This is a genomic window from Streptomyces sp. NPDC054834 (assembly GCF_053611185.1).
In genome coordinates, this window is sequence record NZ_JBSGZV010000002.1 from 472,092 (window position 1) to 491,823 (window position 19,732).

The 19,732-nt window shown below is 72.7% G+C and carries 14 protein-coding genes and 1 pseudogene; 3 read left to right on the forward strand and 12 right to left on the reverse strand.

What is annotated here, in order from left to right:
* The 7 genes and pseudogenes from ACWGJM_RS04855 to ACWGJM_RS04885 all read right to left on the reverse strand — a co-directional run.
* Nucleotides 1-416 (reverse strand): annotated as a pseudogene (locus ACWGJM_RS04855) (hypothetical protein); the annotation flags it as partial.
* Between the two features lie 356 nt (nt 417-772).
* Nucleotides 773-1,339 carry a hypothetical protein gene (locus ACWGJM_RS04860; RefSeq protein ID WP_453410232.1) on the reverse strand — a complete coding sequence of 189 codons (567 nt, stop codon included), beginning with the start codon at nt 1,337-1,339 and terminating at the stop codon, nt 773-775.
* Nucleotides 1,324-2,460 carry a ParA family protein gene (locus tag ACWGJM_RS04865; protein WP_453410233.1) on the reverse strand — a complete coding sequence of 379 codons (1,137 nt, stop codon included), beginning with the start codon at nt 2,458-2,460 and terminating at the stop codon, nt 1,324-1,326. Before ACWGJM_RS04865 ends, ACWGJM_RS04860 begins: the two co-directional genes overlap by 16 nt.
* 402 nt (nt 2,461-2,862) lie before the next feature.
* Nucleotides 2,863-3,987 carry an alanine dehydrogenase gene (ald, locus tag ACWGJM_RS04870; protein WP_453410234.1) on the reverse strand — a complete coding sequence of 375 codons (1,125 nt, stop codon included), beginning with the start codon at nt 3,985-3,987 and terminating at the stop codon, nt 2,863-2,865.
* A 135-nt stretch (nt 3,988-4,122) separates the two neighbouring features.
* Nucleotides 4,123-6,189, reverse strand: a complete 2,067-nt coding sequence (locus ACWGJM_RS04875) for a tetratricopeptide repeat protein (protein ID WP_453410235.1) — start codon at nt 6,187-6,189, stop codon at nt 4,123-4,125.
* Nucleotides 6,190-6,364: 175 nt separating this feature from the next.
* Nucleotides 6,365-6,991 carry an NUDIX domain-containing protein gene (locus ACWGJM_RS04880; protein ID WP_453410236.1) on the reverse strand — a complete coding sequence of 209 codons (627 nt, stop codon included), beginning with the start codon at nt 6,989-6,991 and terminating at the stop codon, nt 6,365-6,367.
* A gap of 83 nt (nt 6,992-7,074) precedes the next feature.
* On the reverse strand, nt 7,075-8,742 hold the full coding sequence (locus ACWGJM_RS04885; protein WP_390737083.1) for a CTP synthase: 1,668 nt from the start codon (nt 8,740-8,742) through the stop codon (nt 7,075-7,077).
* A gap of 521 nt (nt 8,743-9,263) precedes the next feature.
* Between ACWGJM_RS04885 and ACWGJM_RS04890 the strand changes: the two genes are divergently transcribed.
* The 3 genes from ACWGJM_RS04890 (at nt 9,264) to ACWGJM_RS04900 (ending at nt 14,176) form a co-directional block, all read left to right on the forward strand.
* Complete coding sequence (locus tag ACWGJM_RS04890) at nt 9,264-11,066, forward strand: glycoside hydrolase family 15 protein (RefSeq protein WP_453410261.1); 1,803 nt, start codon at nt 9,264-9,266, stop codon at nt 11,064-11,066.
* A gap of 60 nt (nt 11,067-11,126) precedes the next feature.
* A complete protein-coding gene (locus ACWGJM_RS04895) occupies nt 11,127-12,464 on the forward strand; it encodes an FAD-binding oxidoreductase (RefSeq protein ID WP_453410237.1) in 1,338 nt (445 codons plus the stop codon).
* A 65-nt stretch (nt 12,465-12,529) separates the two neighbouring features.
* Complete coding sequence (locus ACWGJM_RS04900) at nt 12,530-14,176, forward strand: PucR family transcriptional regulator (RefSeq protein WP_453410238.1); 1,647 nt, start codon at nt 12,530-12,532, stop codon at nt 14,174-14,176.
* A gap of 109 nt (nt 14,177-14,285) precedes the next feature.
* Here the strand turns inward: ACWGJM_RS04900 and ACWGJM_RS04905 are convergent, their stop codons facing one another.
* From ACWGJM_RS04905 to ACWGJM_RS04925, 5 genes are all read right to left on the reverse strand, one after another.
* Nucleotides 14,286-15,422, reverse strand: coding sequence for a glycosyltransferase family 4 protein (locus ACWGJM_RS04905; RefSeq protein ID WP_453410239.1), 1,137 nt, complete (start codon nt 15,420-15,422; stop codon nt 14,286-14,288).
* Between the two features lie 458 nt (nt 15,423-15,880).
* A complete protein-coding gene (recN, locus tag ACWGJM_RS04910) occupies nt 15,881-17,623 on the reverse strand; it encodes a DNA repair protein RecN (protein ID WP_453410262.1) in 1,743 nt (580 codons plus the stop codon).
* Between the two features lie 54 nt (nt 17,624-17,677).
* Entirely contained in the window at nt 17,678-18,583 is a 906-nt protein-coding gene (locus ACWGJM_RS04915; RefSeq protein WP_390737088.1) for an NAD kinase, read from the reverse strand.
* Nucleotides 18,580-19,395, reverse strand: coding sequence for a TlyA family RNA methyltransferase (locus ACWGJM_RS04920; RefSeq protein WP_453410240.1), 816 nt, complete (start codon nt 19,393-19,395; stop codon nt 18,580-18,582). The genes ACWGJM_RS04915 and ACWGJM_RS04920 overlap by 4 nt, the downstream gene beginning before the upstream one ends.
* Nucleotides 19,396-19,402: 7 nt before the next feature.
* Nucleotides 19,403-19,696 carry a hypothetical protein gene (locus ACWGJM_RS04925; protein WP_453410241.1) on the reverse strand — a complete coding sequence of 98 codons (294 nt, stop codon included), beginning with the start codon at nt 19,694-19,696 and terminating at the stop codon, nt 19,403-19,405.
* Nucleotides 19,697-19,732 lie beyond the last annotated feature (36 nt).

The following is a 19,732-nucleotide window of genomic DNA, read 5'->3' on the forward strand; positions in this document are numbered from 1 at the left end:
TCGACCCCGGACGCCGGCACGGCCCCCCGCTCGCCTCCGGCACCGATCTCCCCCGACCGCCCGTGCACCGGCACCGGTTCGACAGCGGACGCAGGCACGGGTTCCGGCGCGGGGGGTGTGGACGCCAGGTCCGGATGAGGCGGCTCGGCCGTCGGTCCGGTCCGGCTCCCCGGCCCGCGCTCCGGCTCCCGGCCGGCCACGTCATCGGGACGGGGCTCGCGTACGAAAGCCGCCTCCGCTTCTCCGGCGACAGCCTCCGGCTCCGCGTCCGCCGCATGCTCGGGGTGCGCCTCGGCCTCCGGCTCCACCTGGGGCGGCGCCGCGACCGGTTCGACCCGCGGAGCGCCCGGCCCCCGCCCGAGCGCACGCCTCCGACCGGCGCGTGCGCCGGAGTCGGGAACATCGTTCGAGGTCATGGCCGTCGCAGGCTATCGCTTCCCGCTCACAGAGCCGACTACCGCCTGCCACAGCCGCCATACCGGACCGCCGCTTCCCAGCCCCGGACAGCCGCCCTCGCGTCCTGCAACCACCCAGGCACCCGCGCGTCGAATCACCCAGATCACCCGGACACCCCGGACCAGCCACCCCGCAAGGCCTTACCGGCCCCGCAACCGCCGCACCAGGGTCTGCGCGTCACCGCGGGCCCCGGACCAGCCGCCTCCCAGGCAGCCGCCCCGCGACCTGCAACCGCTCAGATACCCGCGCGTCGAATCACCCAGGCCAACCGGACACCCGGACCGGCCACCCCCAAGGACAGCCACCCCGCAAGGCCCTACCGGCCCCGCAACCGCCGCACCAGGATGCTCGCCTCGCCGCGGGACTCGAGGTCGGCCAGTACCACGGCGACCGCCTCGCGGACGATGCGGCCGCGGTCGACTGCCAGGCCGTGTTCGCCGCGCAGGACGAGGCGGGCGTGCTCGAGGTCCATCAGTTCCTCGGCGGAGACGTACACCGTGATCTTCTCGTCGTGCCGCTCGCGCCCGCTGGGCCGGCGCGCGGCGGCCCGGCCCCGCTTGCGCGGCTGCGCGGCGGCGGCAGAACCTTCCTGCGCCGCCGTCCGGGCCCGCGCGGAGCGCTCCCGGTCCCGGGACTCGCCGGCCTCGGCCGACTCCGTGTCGACCGCCGCCACGTGCTCCGCGCCGTCGCCGTCACCGCTCTGCACGGGGACGGCCTGCGGCGCGTCCTCCGCCGCGGCGGCCGCCGGGTCGCTCTCCCCGGCGGGAGCCGGCACCCGGGCCTCGCCGCCCGCCTGGCGCCGGGGAGTGGACGCCTGGAGCGCCATCCCCCCTGTCGTACGGAACAGTTCGTCGGCCCCGGGCAGACTCACTCGGCGTGACACCGGGCGAGCACCTCCCTGGCGAGCTGGCGGTAGGCGGCGGCACCGACGGAGTTGGAGGCGTACGTGGTGATCGGCTCGCCGGCGACCGTGGTCTCCGGGAAGCGGACCGTGCGGCCGATGACCGTGTGGTAGACGTGGTCGTCGAAGGCCTCGACCACGCGTGCCAGCACCTCGCGGCTGTGCACGGTGCGGGAGTCGTACATGGTGGCGAGGATGCCGTCGAGCTCCAGATCCGGGTTGAGCCGCTCCTGGACCTTCTCGATGGTCTCGGTGAGCAACGCGACACCGCGCAGCGCGAAGAACTCGCACTCCAGCGGGACGATCACCTTGTGGGCGGCCGTCAGCGCGTTCACCGTGAGCAGGCCGAGCGAGGGCTGGCAGTCGATCACGATGTAGTCGTAGTCGGGCAGCAGCGGCTTCAGCGCCCGCTGGAGCGTCGACTCGCGAGCGACCTCGGAGACCAGCTGGACCTCGGCGGCGGACAGGTCGATGTTGCTGGGCAGCAGGTCCATGTTGGGGACCGCCGTCTTCAGGAGCACCTCGTCCGCGGACATGCCCCGCTCCATGAGCAGGTTGTAGACGGTGAGGTCGAGCTCCATCGGGTTGACGCCGAGACCGACCGACAGCGCGCCCTGCGGGTCGAAGTCCACGAGCAGCACACGCCGGCCGTACTCCGCGAGCGCGGCACCCAGGTTGATGGTCGACGTCGTCTTGCCGACGCCGCCCTTCTGGTTGCACATCGCGATGATCTTCGCGGGGCCGTGGTCGGTCAGCGGGCCCGGGATCGGGAAGTACGGCAGCGGGCGTCCGGTCGGGCCGACGCGCTCACGGCGCTGGCGGGCCGCGTCGGGCGCGAGCGTGGCCGCGTACTCGGGATCGGGCTCGTACTCGGCGTCGGGGTCGTAGAAGTGCCCTTCGGGCAGTTCGTCGTAGTCGGCGAAGTGGTTGTGGGGCGCGCCACTTCCGTCGCCGGCCATGGCGTTCACGTGATGGCCATCCATGCTCTGGAGTGCTGACAGAGCCATGTGGGGGCTGCTCTGGCTCTGTTGGGCTGCGAAGGTTCGGACAGCGACGGAGCCGACAGCCTCGAGCCCCGTGGAGCCCTGGCCCCGCGCAGGCATTCCTGGTCGACCACCCCCGGGAGAAAATGTCGACTCATTCACAAGTCGTCTTACCTCCTTGGTGACCAGGAAACTTCTAGACAGGTCAGCGTGGCACCATGCCGACGGTTGGCGACTCTATGGCGTGTCGGCGGTCCGCAGCAACACAATCCGCCGGACCCGGCAGGATGTGTCGGCAATGAAACATCACGCTGTCAAGGGCGTACGGCCGTCGCACAGCAGGTTTCACCGGTGTGCGAATCGGTCGAAGGGTTACGTTCGAGGCGAGTTGACCGCAAGTCGCAAAGTGACCATACACACATCCGGCCGGACCTTGTCGGGCAAGGTCCGGCCGGATGCGCTGCATTGACAACCGGTGTTGACGTATCGCCTTATGTGTCTTGGCGACTTGGTGACCGGGGATCAGCCGAGCAGGGTCTCGAGCTCCACGTGCTCCAGGCCGTGCGCCTCGGCGACCTCCTTGTAAACGACCTTGCCGTCATGCGTGTTGAGGCCCTTGGCCAGCGCGGCGTCGCGGCGCAGCGCCTCCACCCAGCCCTTGTCGGCCAGTTCCACGATGTACGGGAGCGTGGCGTTGGTCAGCGCGTAGGTGGAGGTGTTGGGCACCGCGCCCGGCATGTTGGCGACGCAGTAGAAGACCGAGTTGTGGACCCGGAAGGTCGGCTCGGCGTGCGTGGTCGGGTGGGAGTCCTCGAAGCAGCCGCCCTGGTCGATCGCGATGTCGACAAGGACACTTCCCGCCTTCATCCGGGACACGAGCTCGTTGGTGACCAGCTTCGGAGCCTTGGCGCCCGGGATGAGCACGGCACCGACGACGAGGTCGGCGTCGAGGCAGGCCTTCTCCAGCTCGAAGGCGTTGGAGACGACGGTCTGGATCTTCGTACCGAAGATCTTGTCGGCTTCCTTGAGCTTGTTGAGGTCCCGGTCGAGCAGGGTCACGTGGAAGCCCAGGCCGATGGCGATCTGCGCGGCGTTCCAGCCGGAGACACCGCCGCCGATGATGACGGCCTTGCCGGCCGGCACACCCGGGACACCGCCGGGCAGCACACCGCGGCCACCGGCCGCGGCCATCAGGTGGTAGGCGCCGACCTGCGGGGCGAGGCGGCCCGCGACCTCGGACATCGGGGCGAGCAGCGGCAGGGCACGGTTCGCGAGCTCGACCGTCTCGTAGGCGATCGCCGTGGTGCCGGACTCCAGGAGGGCGTCCGTGCACTCCTTCGAAGCGGCCAGGTGCAGGTAGGTGAAGAGGATCTGGTCCTTGCGGAGGCGGTGGTACTCCTCGGCGATGGGCTCCTTGACCTTCAGCAGCAGGTCGGCGGAGGCCCAGACCTCGTCGGCGGTCTCCAGGATCTGCGCGCCGGCCGCCACGTACTCCTCGTCCGGGATCGAGGAGCCGACACCGGCGTTCCGCTCGACGACGACCTGGTGGCCGTGGCGCACCAGCTCGTGCACGCCGGCGGGGGTGATGGCCACCCGGAACTCGTTGTTCTTGACCTCGCGGGGGATGCCGACCTTCACGTCGATCACGGTCCTTGGCTCAGAGGGTGTGGGGCACTACTAGACATACCCAGGCATGCCGGGGCACACCGGGAGACACCGCCGGAGAACGTGCGGCAGAGCCAGTTTAATGAAGGTGTTCCGGCTGTCTAGCCTTTCATTGCATCAATCTTCGCCGGATGCACTGCGGATTTCGCAGGCGTTAGCGCCGTGTTCCGGCTCTTTCTCACCGTCGGGGCCCTCCGGGAGCCCCTCCCCCAGCATGCGCTCGGCCGCCGAGCGGTGCAGTCGGGCGGCGGCAGAGTCGCCGAGGCGCTCCAGGGTGTCGGCGAGGCGAAGCTGGATCGCGGCCTGGAGGCGGGGGTCCTCGGCACGACGCGCCCACTCCACCGCCTCCTGGCAGGTGCGCAGCGACTCCGTGGGCCGGCCGGCGTACTCCTGGACCCGGGCCACTTCGCTCAACGCCCTTGCGTAGGCGGCGATGTCACCGTCCTTGCGGTACACGGCGCCGGCCGCCCGCCAGTTCCTGAGCGCCTCCCCATAGCGGCCGGCGAAGGTGTGGGCGCCCGCGATACGGCCGTACAGCCGGGCGGCGTCCGCGCGCTCCCCCCGGGCCAGGCGCTGGGCGAGCGCCCGCCCGAACCAGTCGGCGGCCCGGTCGTAGTCCGCCAGCTCCTGGTGGGCGCCCCCTACGGATTCCATCGCGCGGCCGGTCGCGTACGGGTCGTTCGCCTGGCGCCCGGCGTCCAGCGCGGCCCGGTAGCGGGCCAGCGCGTCCCGTGTGCGCCCGGTCCGGGCGTCCAGGTCGGCGAGGTTCAGCAGAGCGGCGGCCCTCTCCCGGGGCAGGTTCCGGCGCTCGGCCACGTCCAGGACGAGGCGGTGCACGCCGTACAGGTCGGGCGCGGCCGCCTCGGTGCCGAAGTGTGCCGCCATGGCCCTGACCAGCTGGGACATCAGCCGGCGGGCCAGCGTGTCCAGCTCCCCGTCGGCGACCGCGAGCCGGGCCGCGGCCAGCAGGGCGGGCCGGCGGATGCGCAGCCAGTCCTCGGCCGCCCTCGGCGTCGGAAAGCGCAGCTCGGTCGGCATGCCCTGGAGCTTCTCGCGCAGCTCGGGGTGGTCCGTCTCGGTGATCGCCCGGCAGGACTGGAGCAGCCGCACGGTCCGCTCCAGCATGCGCGCGCGGGCCAGCTGGAGTTCGCCGGGGCGGTCCTGGCTCTCGGCGAGCGCGTGCAGCAGGGGCTGGAGGCAGCCGGGCACCTCGTACTGAGGCAGCGGGGAGGCCACCGCCCGCAGCAGGTTGAGGGCGACGAAGTCGTCCAGGGCGGCGCGGGCAGCGCTGACCGAGGTGCCGGCCAGCGCGGAGGCGGTGTGCGGGTCGACCAGGCCGGCCGGGGCCAGGGAGAGCAGCCGCAGTATCCGGGCGGCCGGACCCGGCAGCTGGTCGTAGACGTACCGGAAGACACGGGACAGCGGAGTGCCCTCGTCGGTCTCGGCGTGCAGGCGCTTGGCCAGGTCGGACACGGCCATCTTGGGGCGGGCGGCCAGCCAGCCCCCCGCCAGGGTGAGCGCGGCGGGCTGGGCCTGGCACACCTCGACCAGGTTCTCGGCGGCCCGCGGGTCGACGGTGATGCGGACCGAGCCGGTGAAGCGGGTCAGCAGCTCCAGCGCCGACTTGGTGTCGAGGCCGCCCAGGGTGCACGGGCGGACGTCCGCGATCCCGGTGAGCGGGCCGCCGGACACGGCGACGACCAGGCAGTCCGGGGCGTCCGGCAGCAGCGCGTCGACCTGCTCGGCGCTCGCCGCGTCGTCCAGCAGGAGCAGCGCCCGGCGCTCGGCCAGGGCCGTCCGCAGTGCCTCGGTCAGATCGTCCTCGGCGGCTCCGGGCGGGGTGGGCAGGCCCAGGGCGGTGAGCAGTTCGCGGGCGGTGCGCTCGACGGGGACGGGGGTGCCGTCGGGGTCACTGAGGCGGACCCGCTGCACACCGTCCTCGTAACGCTCGGCAACCCGTCGTACGAGTTCCTCGGCGAGCGCCGTGCGACCGGAGCCGGGGCGGCCGGCGATGAGGAGCACACGCGCGCGGGGGGCCTTGCGGCCGGAGAGGGTGTCCAGGCCCGCGCGCTCGATGTCGGCGCACAGCTCCTTCAACTCCCGTGTACGGCCCAGGAAATGGCTCGGCGCGGCCGACTTGCCGGACAGCCGCGCACCGCCTGTGTCCACCGCCTGTTCCGCCACGGGCCACACTCCCGTCCAACCAACCGCACACCGGCGCCCGCCGGGACTCCGGTCCGGGCGTTTGCAGAGCCTAGTTCACGCTCTGCAACGGTCCGGGAGGAGCGCGGCGGATACATCCCCCGATCGGATCAGGCGATCGTCACACCGGTTCGGCCGTTAGGCGCAGCGGCCGGGTTCAGGACTCGAACGGGCGCGCCGGCCACGGCGCCTCCGCCGGGCGCAACGCGTCGAGCCCGTCGCCGGTGCGGGCGGCGACCAGCGACAGGACGCCGACGACGAGGCAGTTGTTGTGCAGATCGCCGGCGAACACCCCGCGGACGAGCTCGTCGACGGGCACGCGCGCGTGCTCCATGTCGGACTCCTCGTCCTCGACTTCGAAGCGCTCGCCCTCGGCCTCCGACAGGCCGCGGGCGAGGAAGATCCGCACGGACTCGTCGCAGCCGCCGGCGGTGGTGTACACGTCGGTCAGCACCCGCCAGTTCTCGGCCTTGACGTGCGCCTCCTCGTACAGCTCGCGCTGGGCCGCGTGCAGCGGGTTCTCGCCCGGCACGTCGAGCAGGCCCGCCGGGATCTCCCAGAGCTTGTGCCGCACGGGGTGGCGGTACTGCTTGATGAGCAGGACACGGTCCTCGTCGTCCAGGGCGAGGACGGCCACGGAACCAGGGTGGACCTGGTAGTCGCGACGGACCACCGAGCCGTCGGGCATGACCACGTCGTCCGTGCGGACGGAGGTCTTGTTGCCCACGAAGGGGGTCTCCGTCGCCCGGATCTCCCACTCCTCCGGGGTGTCCTTGATCGTCATGCCCTGTCCTTCCACACGTGCACGAGCGGCCGGGGCGCGATCGTTCTGAATGCGAGCGCCCCGGCCACCGTACAACTCTTGTGTTACTTCGAGATCTTCCGCTCGACGGCGGCCTTCACCAAGCCGGCGAACAGCGGGTGCGGACGAGTCGGCCGCGAGCGCAGCTCGGGGTGCGCCTGCGTGGCGACCAGGTAGGGGTGGACGTCGCGCGGGTACTCGACGTACTCGACGAGCTTGCCGTCCGGCGAGGTGCCCGAGAAGAGGATGCCGGCCTTCTTCTCCAGCTCGGCGCGGTAGGCGTTGTTCACCTCGTAGCGGTGCCGGTGCCGCTCCTCGACGTACTCCTTGCCGTCGTACACCTCGCGGACGATGGAGTCCTCCGCCAGCTTCGCCGGGTACATGCCCAGGCGCATGGTGCCGCCCATGTCGCCCTCACCGGCGACGATGTCGAGCTGCTCGGCCATGGTGGAGATGACCGGGTGGGCGGTGGCCGGATCGAACTCGGTGGAGTTGGCGTCGGAGATGTCGGCCAGGTTGCGCGCGGCCTCGATCACGATGCACTGGAGGCCGAGGCAGAGGCCGAGCAGCGGGATCTTGTTCTCGCGGGCGTAGCGGATGGCGCCGACCTTGCCGAGCACACCGCGGTCGCCGAAGCCGCCGGGAATGCAGATGCCGTCGACGTCGGCGAGCTGCGCCTTGGCACCGGCCGGGGTCTTGCAGTCGTCCGAGGTGACCCACTTGATCTTGACGCGGGCCCGGTTGGCGAAGCCGCCGGCGCGCAGCGCCTCGGTCACCGAGAGGTAGGCGTCGGGCAGGTCGATGTACTTGCCGACCAGGGCGAGGGTGATCTCGTGGTCGGGGTTGTGGACGCGGTCGAGCAGGTCGTCCCAGGTCCGCCAGTCCACGTCGCGGAAGGGCAGGTCGAGCTTGCGGACGACGTACGCGTCCAGGCCCTCGCCGTGCACCGTCTTGGGGATGTCGTAGATCGAACGGGCGTCCGGGCAGGCGACCACGGCTGCCTCGTCGACGTCGCACATCAGGGAGATCTTGCGCTTGATCGCGGTGGGGACCTCGCGGTCGCACCGCAGCACGATCGCGTCCGGCTGGATACCGATGTTCCGCAGCGCGGCCACGCTGTGCTGGGTCGGCTTGGTCTTCAGCTCGCCCGAGGGACCGATGTAGGGCAGCAGCGAGATGTGCACCACGAAGACGTTGTCCCGGCCTACCTCGTGGCGGACCTGGCGGACGGTCTCCAGGAACGGCAGCGACTCGATGTCGCCGACCGTGCCGCCGACCTCGGTGATCACCACGTCCACCTCGTCCGTCGCCATGCGCCGGATACGGTGCTTGATCTCGTTGGTGATGTGCGGGATGACCTGCACCGTGTCACCCAGGTACTCGCCCCGCCGCTCCTTGGCGATGACGGTCGAGTACACCTGGCCTGTAGTGACGTTGGCGGAGCCGTCCAAGTCTCGGTCAAGGAAGCGCTCGTAGTGTCCGATGTCCAGGTCGGTCTCGGCGCCGTCGTTGGTGACGAACACCTCACCGTGCTGGAACGGGTTCATGGTGCCCGGGTCGACATTCAGGTACGGGTCGAGCTTCTGCATCACGACGCGCAGACCCCGGGCCTTGAGCAGCATGCCGAGGCTGGAGGCCGTGAGGCCCTTGCCGAGAGAGGAGGCGACACCCCCGGTGACGAAGATGTGCTTGGTCGTCGTGGCTGTGCTGGTTCGGAAAGCAGCGGGCGGCATGGCCAAGAGGGGCTCCCGTGGTCGCGGTCTGGGGTGCTGTCCGGCTGCCGGCCCGGAGAATCAGGGATTTCTCGCGGAGGCGCCGTCGCTGCGGTTCGGGGGTTTCGTGCCCACCGGTCCACGGGCTACCAGGGTATCAGCGCCTCGGAGAGATGGCTTCCGGCCACGCTCCGCGCACGGGCCGCCACGGACGTGCCACGAGCACGGGTTTCTCACCCGAGGCTCACTCGTTCGGCCCACACGGGTTGCCCGGAGCGGGACGCGGATCATCTACGTGCGTCGTATCCTGCTCGGACACTCGCTGCCGAGCCCGTCCGGAGAACACGGCACCACCCCCGCCCGCAAGCACCGGAACAACGAGAGCTCGTCAGTTCGTTGAGCAAAGACTGTCGTATTGCCTCAGGGCTCGGCGGGCTGCTTTGCTTCACCGCTCAACGACGCACAACAACGACCCCTTGACCGCACTAGCGACAGCCCCCTATCTGCCGGGGGGCGACGTGGCCGTTCGACTGGAGATGCACGTGGCCGGGCGCATCGAAGACTACGCACTCATCGGAGACATGCAGACCGCTGCCCTGGTCTGCCGGGACGGGACAGTGGACTGGCTGTGCCTGCCCCGCTTCGACTCTCATGCCATCTTCGCCGGTCTGCTGGGCACCGAGGAGCACGGCTTCTGGCGGCTCGGTCCGGCCCACGCGGCCGACGCCGAGCCCCCCACGGCCGCCCGGCGCACCTACCGGGGCGACTCGCTGATCCTGGAATCGGAGTGGGACACCCCGCGCGGCACGGTCCGCGTGACCGATTTCATGCCCCCGCGTGACGGGGCGCCCCAGCTGATCCGGATCGTCGAGGGCGTCTCCGGCCGGGTGCCGATGCGCTCGGCCCTGCGGATGCGGTTCTCCTACGGCCGGGTGGTGCCGTGGGTGCACAAGCACGAGGGCCGTACGGTCGCCGTCGCCGGACCGGACTCCGTGTGGTTCGACACGGAGGCCGAGACGTACGGAAAGTCGCTGACGACCTACGCGGACTTCACCGTCGCCCCGGGTGACCGGATCGCGTTCACGATCTCGTGGGAGCCCTCGCACAAGCAGCCGCCCGCGCTGCCGGAGCCGGAACAGTCGCTGGTGGCGACGGAGGACTTCTGGCGCGAGTGGGTCGAGCACTGCACGTACCACGGGCCGTACCGCGAGGCGGTGATCCGCTCGCTGATCACGCTGAAGGCCCTGACGTACGCCCCGACCGGCGGCATCGTCGCCGCCCCCACGACCTCCCTGCCGGAGGACATCGGCGGCGTCCGCAACTGGGACTACCGCTACACCTGGCTGCGCGACGCGGCGATCACCCTGTCCTCCCTGCTGCGCACCGGCTACCGCGAGGAGGCCCGCGCCTGGCGCGAGTGGCTGCTCCGGGCCGTCGCCGGCGACCCCGAGAACCTCCAGATCATGTACGGCCTCGCAGGTGAGCGCGAGCTGGGCGAGGCCGAGCTGGACTGGCTGCCCGGCTACGAGAGCTCCGCCCCGGTCCGGGTCGGCAACGGCGCCGCGCACCAGCTCCAGCTGGACGTGTACGGCGAGGTCACCGAGGCCCTGCACCTGGCCCACATGACCGGCCTGGCCCGCCACGACTACGCCTCCCTGCTCCAGCTGAAGCTGATCCGCTACCTGGAGGACCACTGGGACGAGCCGGACGAGGGCATCTGGGAGGTGCGCGGCCCGCGCCGCCACTTCGTGCACTCCAAGGTCATGGCCTGGGTCGCGGTGGACCGCACGATCAAGCTGATCGAGTCCGGCGACGCCGACGGCCCGCTGGAGCGGTGGCGCGAGCTGCGCGACGACATCCACCGGGACGTGTGCGAGAAGGGCTACGACAAGGAACGCAACACGTTCACGCAGTCCTACGGCTCGAGGGAACTGGACGCCTCGCTGCTGCTGATCCCGCAGATGGGCTTCCTGCCGCCCGACGACAAGCGGGTCATCGGCACCATCGAGGCGATCCAGCGCGAGCTGTCCACGTCGGACGGCTTCATCCTGCGCTACCCGACGGAGGGCGAGCACGAGGGCGTCGACGGTCTCCCCGGCGACGAGGGCGCCTTCCTGGCCTGCTCGTTCTGGATGGCGGACGACCTGGCGATGATCGGCCGCGTGGACGAGGCCCGCAAGCTGTTCGAGAAGCTGCTGTCCCTGCGCAACGACCTCGGGCTGCTCGCCGAGGAGTGGGACCCGCGCCGCAAGCGCCAGGTCGGCAACTTCCCGCAGGCCTTCAGCCATGTTCCGCTGATCGACACGGCTCTGCGGCTGACGGCTTCGGGCGCGTACGGCGGCTGACGCGTTTGCACGGCGCGCCCGTCTAGGCTGGGAAGCGGCACCCTTTCGGAAGGGGCCGCCATGGCTTCCCACTCCAAGGCGGGCGCGGCGCTCGGCGCGCTGCGTGAGGATCTGGCCGGCGATGTGTTCGCGCCGGGGGACCCGGGCTACGACGAGGCCCGCGCGTTCTTCGACGCGAGGGTCGACCGGCGGCCCGCGGTGATCGCCCGGTGCGCGCACGAGGCGGACGTCGTACGGGCGGTGCGCTTCGCCCGGGATCTGGACCTGCACATCGCCGTGCGCGGCGGCGGACACGGTGTCGCGGGTCCGCCGCCGGACCACGGGACGCTTCTGGTGGACCTGCGCCGGATGCACGCGGTGACCGTCGATCCGGCGGCGGAGGCGGTACGGGTCGAAGGCGGCGCCACGATGGACCGGCTCGACCGGGCCACCCGGCCGTACGGCCTCGCCACCACCGGCGGCCGGGCCTCCGCCATCGGTGTCTGCGGCTTCGTCCTGGGCGGCGGCACCGGCCTGCTGGACCGCGCCTTCGGCCTCGCCGTCGACGACCTGATCGGCGTCGAGCTGGTCACCGCCGACGCCGAACGGGCCCACGCCAACCCCGACGAGAACCCGGAGCTGTTCTGGGCGCTGCACGGGGGCGGCGGCAACTTCGGCATCGCCACCGCGCTCACCCTGGAGCTGCACGAGCTGCCGGAGTTCTCCGTCACGGTGCTTCTGTACCTCCCCGAGCACGGGCGGGAGGTGGTGCGCGCCTTCCGCGGGATCATCGCCGGCGGCCCCGACCAGGTGGGCGGCGCCGTGCTGTACCCGGCCGCGGGCAGACCCGTGTACGGCGCGCTGCTGACCTACGCGGGTGGTGAGGCGGGCCTGCGCAAGCTCGCCCAGCCGCTGCTCGCGCTGCCGCACGAGGCGGAGCTGCCGGGCGCCGGGGCGCTGCGCCTGCTGGACCTCGGTCCCGGGCTGCGCGCCCACTGGTCGGCGGAGTGCCTGACCGGTCTGCCCGACGACCTGGTGGACGGCTTCTGCGCCCGCGCGGAGGCCCTGCCCGTGCCGAGCGGGTCCCGGCACATGCTCTTCCCGCTCGGCGGTGCGGCCGCCGCCGGACCCGCCCGGTATCCGGTCCCGTACCGGAGCGCGCCCTGGGTGGCGCACCCCCTCGCCCGCTGGGCCGACCCGGCTGACGACGAGCGGGCCCTCGCCTGGGTACGGGACGCCCGCGCCGACGTCCGGCCCTGGAGCGCCGGTGCCGTCTGCCTCAGCCTGGTCGGCGACGAGGGTCCCGAGCGGGTCGGAGCGGGCCTGGGCGCCGGAAACCTGCTGCGGCTGGAGAAGGTGAAGCGGACCTACGACCCCGACAACGTGTTCCGCTTCAACCACAACATCAAGCCGCTGTAGGCCGTCGGCTCCGGAGCGGGGGACGAAGCTGTCTTCCAGGGGTTTTCGCAGGTAGCGTCCGCTGCATGAACAGCAGTGCGGACACCGGCGGATTCGCCACCCAGGGCGCCGGGATCACCGTTCAGCGAGCCCTGGAGCTGCCCGGGCTGCGCAGCGGTCTGCCGGAGATCCTGGCGGGCGCCGACCGGCTGGGGCGCACCGTCCGCTGGGTGCACGCGGGCGAGGTGCCCAACATCGCCTCGCTGCTGAAGGGCGGCGAACTGCTGCTCACCACCGGCTACGGCCTCGGCACCCGCCCGGCCGAGCAGCGGGCGTTCGTGCGCACCCTCGCCGAGCGGGGCATCGCCGCCCTGGTCGTGGAGCTGGGGCCGCGTTTCGCGCGGCTGCCCGCCGCCCTGGTGGACACCGCCCGCGGCGCCGGGCTGCCGCTGGTCCAGCTGCACCGCGAGGTGCCCTTCGTCACGGTCACCGAGGAGATCCACACCGAGATCGTCAACGGCCACTACGCGCTGCTCCAGCGGGCGGAGGAGGTGCACCGGCGCTGTACCGAGGCCCTCCTCGGCGGCGGCGGGGTGCCGCAGGTGCTCGGCATCCTGGCCGGCTTCAGCGGCAACCCGGTCTTCCTGGAGACCACGGACGGCCAGTTGCTGTACGCCGCCGGGGCCGGGCCCGAGGGCGCGGATCCCCTTCAGGTCTGGGAGGGGCTGCGCGGCCCGCACAAGGACGCCCCGCCACCGGCCGGTTCGGTGCTCGTTGACGTGCCCGGGGGCGGCCCGGGCACGGGTTCGGTGCGGGCCCGGCTGGTGCTGCTGCCCGTTCTGGGGCCGCTCGCCCCGGTGCACCGCATCGCCGCCGAGCGGGCCGCGGGCATCCTCGCCGTGGTGCTGATGCAGGCCCGGCAGGAGGAGGAGCTGGCGGCGCGGGGGCGCGGCGACTTCCTCACCGATCTCGCCGAGGGCCGGATCGCGGCGGAGGACGCCCCGGCGCAGGCCCGGGTGCTGGGCTTCAAGCCGGGCGGCAGTCCGCTGCTGCCGGTCGTGATGCGGCTCGGCGACGCGCTCTCCCCGGGCGGGGGCTGGGCGGTCCTGGCCCGCGCGGTCGCCGAGGAACTGGCCTCGGTCGGGGTGCCGGTGCTGCTCGGCGTGCGGCCGGTCGAGGGCCGGGTCCCGCTGCTGGTGGGGCTGCGCTCGGAGGCGGAGCGGTCGGCGGTCGCGGACCGCGTCGCGGCGGCGCTGCGGGCCGGGGTGGAACGGGCGGGGATGCAGCGGCCCGGGGCTCAGCCGCCCGTGGTGGTCGTCGGGGTGGCCGGTGGCTGGGCGGCGGCGTCGGCCGGGCTCAGACACGCGGCGGAGACGGCAACGGCGGCGCAGGGCCTGAGCGACCGGCCCTGGTACGACGCCCGGCGCCTGGACATCGACCTGCTGCTGTGGCGGCTGCGCGACCACCCGGACCTGGCGGCCTTCGTGGACCGGGCCATCGGCCCGCTGCGCGACCACGACCACCGCTCCAAGCCGCCGCTGCTGCCCACACTGGAGACGTACCTGGCCCATGCGGGCCGCAAGGCCGAAACCGCCCGCGAGCTGCACCTCAACCGTCAGACGCTCTACAACCGCCTCGCCCGCATCGGCGAGTTGCTGGGCACCGACCTCGACGACCCGCAGACGGTGCTGGCGTTGAGCCTGGCGCTACGGGCCCGCCGGCACGTGCCGTAGGCCTGTCCGGCGGATCAGGTCGCAGGAAACGGGCGGTGCCCCATCGACGCCGCCCGGCCTGCGGGCCGGCGCGACGGGCGGGGCGGGCGGCCCGGCCCTCGGGCGGGGTTCAGGGCAGCGGCTGGGGCTGGGTCAACTCGTCGTACACGCTGAGGACCTGGGCGACCGTCTGGTCCTCGGTGGGCCAGGTGGCCGCCTGCCGTACGCCCCTGTCCTTGAGCTCCTCGCACCGCCCGGGATCGTCGAGCAGCCCGTCGACGGCGCCCGCGAGCGCCTCCGCGTCCCCGTACGGGACGAGTTCGGCGGCGTCGCCCACGAGGTCGGGGATACCGCCGACGGCGGTCGCGACGAGCGGCACGCGGGCGTGCAGGGCCTCCTGGGCGAGGACGGAGCGGGACTCCCAGCTGCTGCACAGCAGTGCGATGTCGGCGGCGGCGAGCAGTTCACCGATGTCGTCCCGGCGTCCGATGAGCCGGGCCGGCAGCTCCTCGTCCTCGATCCGCCGCTGGAGCTCCGGGCGCAACGGCCCCTCCCCCGCGATGACGAGCAGCGGCACGGGGTCCCGGCGGCGCCACAGACGGGCCGCGTCCAGCAGGACGTCGTAACCCCGCTGCCGGTCGAGAGAGCCGACCGCCATGAGCAACGGGCGGCCGGTGGCGCCGAGTTCGGCCCGGGCCTTGGGCCGGAGCCGGTCGGGGTCGTCCTGGTCCACGGGTGGGCGCGCCCCGGGCAGGGCGAAGGGGGCGAGCCGGGCGTCGCGGGCTCCGGTGCGGCGCGCCCGGTCCACGAGGTCGGAGGTCGTGCCGAGCACCACGGCGGCCGTTTTCACCACCCGCCGCTCCAGCACCCGCAGCAGATGCGCCCGCGCGCCCTCGGCCTCGGCCCGGTTGTGCCAGGTGACGACGAGCGGGGTACGCCGGCCGCTGAGCGCCAGCACGGCCCGGAAGGAGGCGTGCAGCCCGTGCGCGTGTACCAGGTCCGCGTGCGAGCAGGCCGCCCGCAGCGCCGCCACGGACACCGGGTCGCTGCTGCGGGGCACGTGCACGTGGTCGGCGCCGACGCCGGTGAAGTCGTAGGCGTGATCGGCCTCGACGGGGGCGCACACGGTGACCCGCACGCCCCGCGCGACCAGTCCGGCGGCCAGGGAGCGCACGTGCGCGCTGCTGCCGGCATTGCCTCCGCCCAGGACCTGCACGGTGCGCAGCGGCGACTGACCGTGCGGTGAGGTACTGCTCGCGGGGCTCACGTGGCCGGGGCTCCTGGTTCGGCGTCGGGCGGTCACGAAGGGACCTACAGAAGGTATCGGGCGGAGGGGTGTACCGCGCGCCTCCTACGCCTACCGGGTTCCCTGCCAAGGATGCCAGCACGCACGGGTGTTCCGGGCACCCCGGGGAGCCCCGATCCCGCCGGGGACGGCCCGTACGGCGACGAGCGTCACCCACACGAGTGAACAACCGCCCACCCGCCCGAGCTTCACCGGAAGCGCGCCAAGCCGTCACACGATCGCCGTGCACGGTCACGGCCGCCACGTCGGCGCTCACCGCCCCCGCATACAGCCCGGCGGTCCGCCCGGCGTAGTTCTTCCGCTCCCAGCGCTCCCGCCCGCCGGGCGCCTCGGCGCGCGGGGCGGCGGTCCCGGTGCGGGTGAGCGCGGCGGTGAGCCCGGAAAAACGAGCCGCCACCACCGCCTGCGAGCCCTACTCGCTACAGGTCCGCCCGGGCCGTCGCCAGCAGTTCCTCCGCGTGGGCGCGGGCCGTCTCCGAGTCCTCCTGACCGGCCAGCATCCGGGACAGCTCGCGGACCCGCTCCTCGCCCTCGAGCACCTTCACACCGGACCGGGTGACGGACCCGTCGTTGGTCTTCTCGACCAGCAGCTGCCGGTCGGCGAAGGCCGCGACCTGCGGAAGGTGGGTGACGACCACGACCTGCGCGGTCTTCGCGAGCCGCGCGAGCCGCCGCCCGATCTCGACGGCCGCCTTGCCGCCGACACCGGCGTCGACCTCGTCGAAGAGATACGTCGGCACCGGGTCCGTACCCGCGAACACGACCTCCACGGCGAGCATCACGCGCGACAGCTCACCGCCGGACGCGCCCTTGGCGATGGGCCGCGGCGGGGCACCCGGGTGCGGGGCGAGCAGCAGCTCCACCTCGTCCACGCCCGACGGCCCGTAGGCGACCGTGCGCCCGCCGACCTCGACGCCCTCCGGGTCCTCGGTCTGCCGGATGTCGAAGGACACGCGCGCGTGCGGCATGGCGAGCGAGGCCAGCTCGGCGGTCACGGCGGCGGCGAACCGCTCGGCGGCCTCCGTCCGCGCGTCCGTCAAGGCCTGCGCCAGCCCGCCCAGTTCGGCACGCAGCGCGTCCCGTTCGGCAGTCAGCTCACCGAGCCGCTCGTCGTCGCCGTCCAGTTCGGTCAGCCGCACGGCGCTCTGCTCGGCCCACGCCAGGACGGCGTCGATGTCGTCCCCGTACTTCCGCGTGAGAGCGGTCAGCGCAGCCCTGCGCTCCTCCACGGCGGCCAGCCGCAGCGGATCGGCGTCCAGGTCGTCGGCGTACCCGGCGAGCTCGCCCGCCACATCGCCGAGCAGGATCCCGATCTCACCGATCCGGTCGGCGAGGGCGGCCAGCGCCGGATCGTGCGACCGCACGGCCTCCAGGGCCCGGTGCGCGCCCGCCACGAGCGTGGCCGCGTCGATACCCTCGGGGTCCTCGGGATTGCCCGCGAGAGCGGCGTGCGCGGCCGTGGCGGCGGACGCCAGCGCCTCCGCGTGCCCCAGGCGCTCCGCCTCCTCCGCGAGCTCCACGTCCTCGCCGGCCCGTGGCTCCACGCCCGCGACCTCGTCGAGCCCGTACCGCAGTATGTCGGCTTCCTGGGCCCGTTCACGCGCGCGCGTGACGATCTCCTCCAGCTCGGCGGCGACGGCCCGCAGCCGCCGGTAGGCCTCGCCGTACTTGGCCAGCGGCACGGCGACGGCGTCGCCCGCATACCGGTCGAGCGCCTGCCGCTGCCGGGTCAGCTTCAGCAGCCCCTGCTGGTCGGTCTGCCCGTGCACGGCCACCAGGTCGTCGGCGAGCTCGGCGAGCAGCCCCACCGGCACGCTCCGCCCGCCGAGGTGCGCCCGGGAGCGCCCCTCGGCGGAGACGGTACGGCTGATCAGCAGCGCCCCGTCGTCCAGCTCGGCCCCGGCCTCCTCGGCCCGTACGACGGCCGAGGAGGCCGGGGGCACGGCGATCCGTCCCTCCACGACGGCCTTCCCCGCCCCGATCCGCACGAGCGCCGGATCAGCCCGCCCGCCCAGCAACAGCCCCAGGCTGGTGACCACCATGGTCTTGCCCGCACCCGTCTCACCGGTGACCGCGGTGAACCCGGGCGACAGCTCGACGACGGCGTCGTCGATGACCCCGAGTGACCGTATCCGCATCTCTTCCAGCACGGAGAAGACCATACGAGGTCCGGCCACGGAAGTGCGAGGTGCCCTGTCACCCGGGCGGGTGGAGGTCTAGTGAGGTGCCCCCCGCCATCCGGACACCGGCAGCGCGAACTTCGCCACGAGCCGGTCCGTGAACGACGCGTGGTGCAGCCGGGCCAGCCGCACCGGCACAGCCCCGCGCCGCACCTCGACCCGCGCGCCGGGCGGCAGCTCGACGGTCCGCCTGCCGTCGCACCACAACACCCCGGGCGGGATGTGCGGCAGCACCTCGACCGCGAGCACGGAGTTCGGCGAGGTCACCAACGGCTTCGCGAACAGCGCGTGCGCGCTGATCGGCACCATCAGCAGTGCCTCCACCTCGGGCCACACCACGGGCCCGCCCGCGGAGAACGCGTACGCCGTGGACCCCGTCGGCGTCGACAGCACGATGCCGTCGCAGCCGAAGCCGGTCACCGGCCGCCCGTCGATCTCCAGCACGACCTCGAGCAGCTTCTCGGCGCCCGCCTTCTGCACGGCCGCCTCGTTCAGCGCCCAGTCGGTGTGCACGATGTCGCCGTTGCGGTGCACGACGACGTCGACGGTCATCCGCTCCTCGACCTCGTACGACTTCGTCACCACCCGGTCCACGACCTTGTCGAGGTCGTCCCGCTCGGCCTCCGCGAGGAACCCGACGCTGCCGAGGTTGACGCCGAGCATCGGCACGCCGGACGCCCGGGCGAACTCGGCGCCGCGCAGCAGCGTCCCGTCGCCGCCGAGCACGATGAGCAGCTCGCAGCCGTCGAGGCTCTGCGGGGTCGCCTCCTCGACGAGCTCCACCTCCTCGGGCAGCGGCAGGTCACGCGCCTCGTACTCGAGCACCCGCACGCCCACGCCCGCCTGTAGCAGCCCCTTGACCACCAGTTCGGCACTGCGGATGGCCGCCGGCCGCCCGGTGTGCGCGAGCAGGAAAACAGTACGAGCTCGGTTCTGTGTCAACGCGGCCCCTCCGCCACTGCACGGTCAACATCGGCCGCGTCCGGAGCGGGCGCCCCGGCACGCAGCCACAGAAAGTACTCGACGTTCCCGGAGGGCCCGGGCAACGGACTGGCGGTGACACCCTTCACCCCGAGTCCGAGCTCCCACGCCTTCTCGGCCACGCCCCGCACGGCGTCCGCCCGCAGCTGCGGACTCCGTACGACACCCCCGCTGCCCAGCCGTTCCTTCCCCACCTCGAACTGCGGCTTGACCATCATCACCAGGTCGGCGTCCGCCTTCACGCACCGCGCCAGGGCAGGCAGCACCAGCCCGAGCGGGATGAAGGACAGATCGCCCACGACAAGATCCACAGGTTCCCCATCGATCGCTTCAAGCGTCAACTCGCGTACGTTCGTACGGTCCTTGACGGTGACGCGTTCATCGCTCCGGAGAGACCAGGCGAGTTGTCCGTATCCCACGTCCACGGCGACGACCTGCGCGGCGCCGGCCCGCAGCAGGACGTCGGTGAAGCCCCCGGTGGACGCGCCGGCGTCCAGCGCCCGCCGCCCCTCGACGACCAGCCCCTGGGGGACGAAGACCTGCAACGCGCCGGCCAGTTTGTGGCCGCCCCGGGAGACGTACTCCGGGTCGCTGTCGTCGGTCGCGACGACGATCGCGGCGGCGGTCTCCACCTGCGTGGCCGGCTTGGTCGCGACGGTCCTGCCGACAGTGACCCGCCCGGCGACGATCAGCTGGCTGGCGTGCTCGCGCGAGCGCGCGAGCTTCCGGCGGACCAGCTCCGCGTCCAGACGGCGGCGTGCGACTCCTGCCACGTTCGGTTCAGCTCCTGCTCTGGTACGGCGTCGGGGGCGCCGGAGGTCCCGGGCGGGCGTCGAGCGCGGTGAGCGCGTCGCGCAGCCCCCTGTGTACATCCTCGTACACCTCCAGATGCCCGTTGGTGGCGAGGTGGTCGGCGTCGGCCAGCCGATCCAGCTGGGCGTCCACCTCGGCGTTGCCGGTGGGGGTGCGGGCAAGGTTCAGGGGCGCGGGGGCGGCCGGATCGTACTCGAGTTCGACCGGAGCCTCCGCCTCCTCGCCCGCCTCGGCCCGGGGCACGGAGTCGCTGTCGCTCATGCCCCGACGCTACCCCGAAGCGCTGCGGTACCGTCG